The 5,195-nt window shown below is 72.7% G+C and carries 7 protein-coding genes; 2 read left to right on the top strand and 5 right to left on the bottom strand.

The features are described from left to right. Positions 1-40: 40 nt before the first annotated feature. Both PROKR_RS08790 and PROKR_RS08785 read right to left on the bottom strand, forming a co-directional pair. Entirely contained in the window at positions 41-628 is a 588-nt protein-coding gene (locus PROKR_RS08790) for a carboxymuconolactone decarboxylase family protein (protein WP_036962123.1), read from the bottom strand. Positions 629-724: 96 nt separating this feature from the next. Further along, positions 725-1,747, bottom strand: coding sequence for an LLM class flavin-dependent oxidoreductase (locus PROKR_RS08785; protein WP_036962120.1), 1,023 nt, complete (start codon positions 1,745-1,747; stop codon positions 725-727). Positions 1,748-1,859: 112 nt separating this feature from the next. Between PROKR_RS08785 and PROKR_RS08780 the strand changes: the two genes are divergently transcribed. Next, the gene (locus PROKR_RS08780; RefSeq protein WP_036962117.1) at positions 1,860-2,054 is read left to right on the top strand and encodes a hypothetical protein; all 195 of its coding nucleotides are present in this window, start codon (positions 1,860-1,862) and stop codon (positions 2,052-2,054) included. Between the two features lie 100 nt (positions 2,055-2,154). On the opposite strand, the gene PROKR_RS08775 is transcribed toward PROKR_RS08780, so the two are convergent. Beyond that, complete coding sequence (locus PROKR_RS08775) at positions 2,155-3,531, bottom strand: NAD-dependent malic enzyme (protein ID WP_036962114.1); 1,377 nt, start codon at positions 3,529-3,531, stop codon at positions 2,155-2,157. A 153-nt stretch (positions 3,532-3,684) separates the two neighbouring features. On the opposite strand from PROKR_RS08775, the gene PROKR_RS08770 reads away from it, so the two are divergent. Further along, positions 3,685-4,206, top strand: coding sequence for a GNAT family N-acetyltransferase (locus tag PROKR_RS08770; protein ID WP_036962112.1), 522 nt, complete (start codon positions 3,685-3,687; stop codon positions 4,204-4,206). Here the strand turns inward: PROKR_RS08770 and PROKR_RS08765 are convergent. Together PROKR_RS08765 and PROKR_RS36880 are read right to left on the bottom strand one after the other, a co-directional pair. Further along, a complete protein-coding gene (locus PROKR_RS08765) occupies positions 4,178-4,930 on the bottom strand; it encodes a tyrosine-protein phosphatase (protein WP_051432808.1) in 753 nt (250 codons plus the stop codon). The genes PROKR_RS08770 and PROKR_RS08765 overlap by 29 nt on opposite strands. Positions 4,931-4,998: 68 nt before the next feature. Then, positions 4,999-5,195, bottom strand: a 197-nt coding sequence (locus tag PROKR_RS36880) for a hypothetical protein (RefSeq protein WP_211240077.1), incomplete at its 5' end; no start/stop codon positions are given.

The following is a 5,195-nucleotide window of genomic DNA, read 5'->3' as shown; positions in this document are numbered from 1 at the left end:
CGGGTCCGTCCGGTGGCCGGGCCGCGAACCCCTGCGCGGCCTAGCGGCCGTCCGACGTCGGCAGCCCCGTCAGCAGGGCCTCGCGGAGGCTGTCGGGCAGGTCCGGCGGCACGTCGGGCACCACGGCCAGGGCGTGCAGCGCGCGGCTGAAGTAGTTGCGTGCTGCGGCGGTCAGGACGACGTCGACGATCTGCCGGTCGTCCAGGCCCAGCTCGCGCAGCCGCAGGGTGTCCTGCTCGGTGATCGCGGCCGAGTCGCCGCTGATCTTCTCGGCGAGCTCCATGGCCGCGACCTCCAGCTCGGTGAGGCCGGCGGCGTGGTAGTCGAGCGCGATGCGTTCGAGCTGGGCGTCGTCGAACACGCCGCGGGACTTGCGGCCGTGGGCGAGGCGGCAGGCCTCGGAGCCGATGGCGCCAGCGGCGGCGAGGGTGACCAGCTCGTACAGGCGCAGGCCGATGCTCTGCGCGACGGCGCCGGTGAGGGCCTCGAACGCCTGGTGCGCCCGGGGGTTGGTGGCCATGACGCGGGTGTGGCTCGGCACGTAGCCGAGGGCCTCGAGGTCCCCGGCGTACTGCTCGGCCCAGGCGCCGGTCGCCTGGGCGGGCTCGGGCGTGCGGATGATGCTCATGTCCGTCAGAGTCCCACCGCCGGGGCGGGGCCGACAGCGGGTGGGCGGGTGAGATCCTCGCCCACCCGCTGTCCGGGCCCGGCCCCCGCAGGGGCGTCAGCGCCAGCCGAGCGCGGGTGCCACGTGCTTGACGATGTTCTCGATCACGTGGGCGTTGTAGTCCACGCCGAGCTGGTTGGGCACGGTCAGCAGGAGCGTGTCGGCGGCCTCGATCGCCTCGTCTTCGCGCAGGTCGTCGATCAGGGCGTCCGGCTCGCCCGCGTAGGTCTTGCCGAACCGGGCCGGGCCGGTGTCGAGGTGGCCCACCTGGTCCTCGCTGTAGACCTCCATGCCGAAGTACTGCCGGTCACGCTGGTCCGTGATGGGGAAGATGCTGCGGCTGACCGACACGCGCGGGGTGTGCTCGTGCCCGGCCTCGGCCCAGGCGTCGCGGAACCGCTGGATCTGCTCGGCCTGCAGGCGGTGGAACGGGATGCCGGTGTCCTCCGTCAGCAGCGTGGAGGACATGAGGTTCATGCCCTGGGCCGCGGTCCACTCGGCCGTGGCACGGGAGCCCGCACCCCACCAGATGCGCCGGCGCAGCCCCTCGGAGTGCGGCTCGATGCGCAGCAGGCCCGGCGGGTTGGGGAACATGGGCCGTGGGTTGGGCTCGGCGAAGCCCTCTCCGTCGAGCGCCTGGAGGAACCGGGCGGTGTGCTCGCGTGCCATGTCGGCGCCCCCGGCGTCCTTCGGGGCGGGCTCGTGGCCGAAGTACCGGTAGCCCTCGATGACCTGCTCGGGTGACCCACGGCTGATGCCGAGCTGGAGCCGCCCGCCGGAGATCAGGTCCGCCGCACCGGCGTCCTCCGCCATGTACAGCGGGTTCTCGTACCGCATGTCGATGACGCCGGTGCCGATCTCGATGCGGCTGGTGCGCGCGCCGACCGCGGCCAGCAGCGGGAACGGGGAGGCGAGCTGCCGCGCGAAGTGGTGCACCCGGAAGTAGGCGCCGTCCGCGCCCAGCTCCTCGGCGGCCACGGCCAGGTCGATCGACTGCAGCAGCGCGTCCGACGCCGAGCGGGTGCCCGACGTCGGGTGCGGTGTCCAGTGACCGAAGGACAGGAACCCGATGTTCTTCACGCTGACCTCAACTCCCCCGGGCCGTCCGTCCCGTCCCGCGACGAGAGGAACGTTCCCGAACCGTTATCGGTACCGGGGCATCGTTTCCGACTCCCCGGGCGTCTGTATCAGTGTGAGCAACAACGACGCCTTCCTCGACCGCACCACCTCCGCGCAGCCCGACCACTTCTACGGTCGCACCCAGCCGGAGCCCGTGCGCTGGTGGATCCCCCTGGTGGCCTCCACCGGCGCTCTGCTCGTCCTCGTCCTGGGGACCGCCGCCGTCGTCAGCGGCATCGTGAACCAGGCGATCGGCGGCATCGGCTGACCGTCCCCCAGGGGCGCCCAGCGCAAGAGGCCCGGCCCGACGGCACATCGCCGTCGGGCCGGGCCTTCGTCGTCCCGGGACGGACGCCCCTGCCCGGAGCTCAGACCTGCTTGCGCACCGCGTCCGCCACAGCGTCCGCGACCCGGTGGTCGAACACCCCGGGGATGATGTACGCGCTGTTCAGCTCCTCCGGCGCGACGACGTCGGCGATCGCGACCGCCGCCACCCGCAGCAGCTCCGTGGTGATGTCCGTGGCACCCGTGTCCAGCAGCCCGCGGAACAGGCCCGGGAAGGCCAGCACGTTGTTGATCTGGTTCGGGTAGTCGCTGCGCCCGGTGGCCACCACCGCGGCGGTCTCGGCCGCCTCCAGGGGGTCCACCTCGGGGGTCGGGTTGGCCAGCGCGAACACGATCGCGTCCTGCGCCATCTGCGCCACGTCCGCGCCCGACAGGATCCCGCCCGCCGAGACCCCGACGAACACGTCGGCGCCCTTGAGCCCTTCCTGCAGCGTGCCGGAGAAGCCGTCGACGTTGGTGTTGTCCACCAGCCAGCGGCGGTGCGGGTCGTCGGTGACCACGCCCGGGTGCAGCGCGCCGTCCCGGCCGAATGCCACGATATGCCGCGCGCCCTGCGCCTTCAGGAGCCGGATGATCGCGTTGCCCGCCGCGCCGACGCCGGACACCACGATCCGCACGTCCGCCAGATCCTTGCCCACCACCTTCAGTGCGTTGACCAGCGCCGCCAGCACCACGATCGCCGTGCCGTGCTGGTCGTCGTGGAAGACGGGGATGTCCAGCTCCTCGCGCAGCCGCGCCTCGATCTCGAAGCAGCGCGGCGCGGCGATGTCCTCCAGGTTCACGCCCCCGTAGACGGGCGCGATCGCCTTGACGATCCGCACGATCTCGTCCGTGTCCGTGGTGTCCAGGCACACCGGCCAGGCGTCCACCCCGCCGAACTCCTTGAACAGCGCCGCCTTGCCCTCCATCACGGGCAGCGCCGCGGCAGGACCGATGTCGCCCAGGCCCAGCACCGCCGTGCCGTCCGTGACCACCGCGACCGTGTTGCGCTTGATCGTCAGCCGGCGCGCGTCCTCGGGCTTGTCCGCGATCGCCAGGCACACCCGCGCAACCCCCGGGGTGTACGCGCGCGACAGGTCGCGGCGCGTCTTGAGCGGCACCTTGTTCGTGACCTCGATCTTGCCGCCCAGGTGCATCAGGAAAGTGGAGTCGCTCGACTTGAGCACCTCCGCGCCGTCGACGGCGTTCACGGCCGCCACGACCCGCTCGCCGTGCTCCGCGTCGATCGTGTCGCACGTGACGTCCACGACCAGGCCGTGCGACGTCGAGTGCGCGATGTCCACGCCCATGACCGCCGCCCCGGCGTCGGCTACCGCCGCTACCACCGTGCTCGTGGCGCGCTGCGAGGCGGCCACCTCCACGCGCAGGGTGATCGTGTAGCTCGGGCTGGGCAGCGACATCGTCGTTTCTCCTCGGTCTCCGGACCTCGTCGGCCGGGCAGGCGGCGCGCGGGCGTGCGCGCACCTGGAGATTCCTACCCGCAGAACGTGACGTGCGCCACACGAGCCCGCCATCCGGACGGCGCACCGGCGAGCGCCCCGCAGGATGGGCACGTGAACGTCTCCCCCGACTCCCCCGCCCGCGACGACGTGCTGCGCCTGCTGGACGAGCACCTGACCGACATGTTCGCCACCTCGCCCGCCGAGAGTGTCCACGCTCTGGACCACACGGCGCTGCTCGCCCCGACCATCACCTTCTGGACCGCTCGGGACGACGACGGCACGCTCCTGGGGTGCGGCGCGCTGAGCCGGCTGGACGGCCCCGACGGCGCGTACGGCGAGGTCAAGTCCATGCGCACCGCCGGTCCAGCGCGTGGCCGTGGCGTCGCGTCGGCGTTGCTCGGCGCCGTGCTGGCGGAGGCCCTGCGGCGCGGGTACCCGCGCGTGAGCCTGGAGACCGGGACGGAGGACTACTTCGCGCCGGCCCGCCGCCTGTACGCGCGCCACGGGTTCGTCGAGTGCGGCCCGTTCGGCAGCTACGTCCCGGACCCGAACAGCGTGTTCATGACCCTGGAGCTGCCCGCCGACCGGCCGGACGAGAGCCCGGCTACCGCAGGAGCGTCCGCAGGCTCGTGATCCGCGCCTGGTCCAGCCCCGCGTACCGCAGGTAGGCCACGGGGTCCAGGTCGGCCAGCCACTCCAGCAGGGCCGCGCGGCGCTCGCCGACCCGCTTGTCGAGCTGGCGGGCGGTCCAGGTCTCGCCTCGGTGCTGCACCCAGGCGCCCCGCTCGATGTCGTAGGCGATGCCGCCCCCGCGGTGCGTGGTGCCGCGGAAGGCCCGCTCGTAGTCGCGCGCGATCGCCTGGTGCTCCACGCCCGTCAGTGACAGGAGCAGGGCGGTGATCATCCCGGTGCGGTCGCGGCCCGCGGCGCAGTGCACCAGCACGGGCCCGGGGGCGTCGGCGATCGCGCGGAACACGCCGGCGAACAGGTGCGGGTACATCGCGATGTTCGGCGCGTAGGAGCGCGGGTGGTCCAGCCAGGGGCCGCACGTCTCCAGGAAGTGCGGGTCGCCGGGGTCCTCGGTCGGGGTGTGGTGCGTGACGACCTCCCCAGGGCGCTCCGCGTCGGGCATCAGGCTCCGCGCCTGCTTGACCTCGGCGGGGTTGCGTAGATCGACGACGGTCGTGAGCCCGTCGTCGATCGCCTCCGCCCAGCCGGTGGCCGTCATCGGCTCAGGCGCGCCGGACCGCCAGACGCGGCCGTGCACGGTGACCTCGCCGTCCTCCAGCGGGAGGCCGCCGAGGTCCCGGAGGTTGACCGCGCCGTCCCAGACCTGGAGGTTCACCGGGTTGCTCATGCCGGGCATCGTGGGTTGGCGTCCACGAGCAGGTCAACGGGTAGAACTGCCCGTGGACAGCGGCTCGGTCAGGCGTCCAGGTCGACGACGAGCGCGTAGTTGTCCGGGGCGCCGGGCCGCGTCAGGCGGCCGGACTCCAGGACGGCGTGGACGCCGTCGGCCGTCAGCACGATCCGGTCGCCGTTGGCTGGTCGGTAGTTCGGGGTGGTCGGTAGAACGTCAGGTAGTCGGCAACCCGGGTTGCCGACTACCTGACGTTCTACCG

Source organism: Promicromonospora kroppenstedtii DSM 19349, from assembly GCF_000515355.1.
Classification (GTDB): domain Bacteria; phylum Actinomycetota; class Actinomycetes; order Actinomycetales; family Cellulomonadaceae; genus Promicromonospora; species Promicromonospora kroppenstedtii.
This window is presented reverse-complemented; position numbering and strand designations above follow the sequence as displayed.

Excerpts from the sequence above, each read along its gene's own strand:
- PROKR_RS08765 (WP_051432808.1), bottom strand. The coding sequence starts at position 4,930 with ATGAGCAACCCGGTGAACCTCCAGGTCTGGGACGGCGCGGTCAACCTC.
- PROKR_RS08775 (WP_036962114.1), bottom strand. The coding sequence starts at position 3,531 with ATGTCGCTGCCCAGCCCGAGCTACACGATCACCCTGCGCGTGGAGGTG.
- PROKR_RS08790 (WP_036962123.1), bottom strand. The coding sequence starts at position 628 with ATGAGCATCATCCGCACGCCCGAGCCCGCCCAGGCGACCGGCGCCTGG.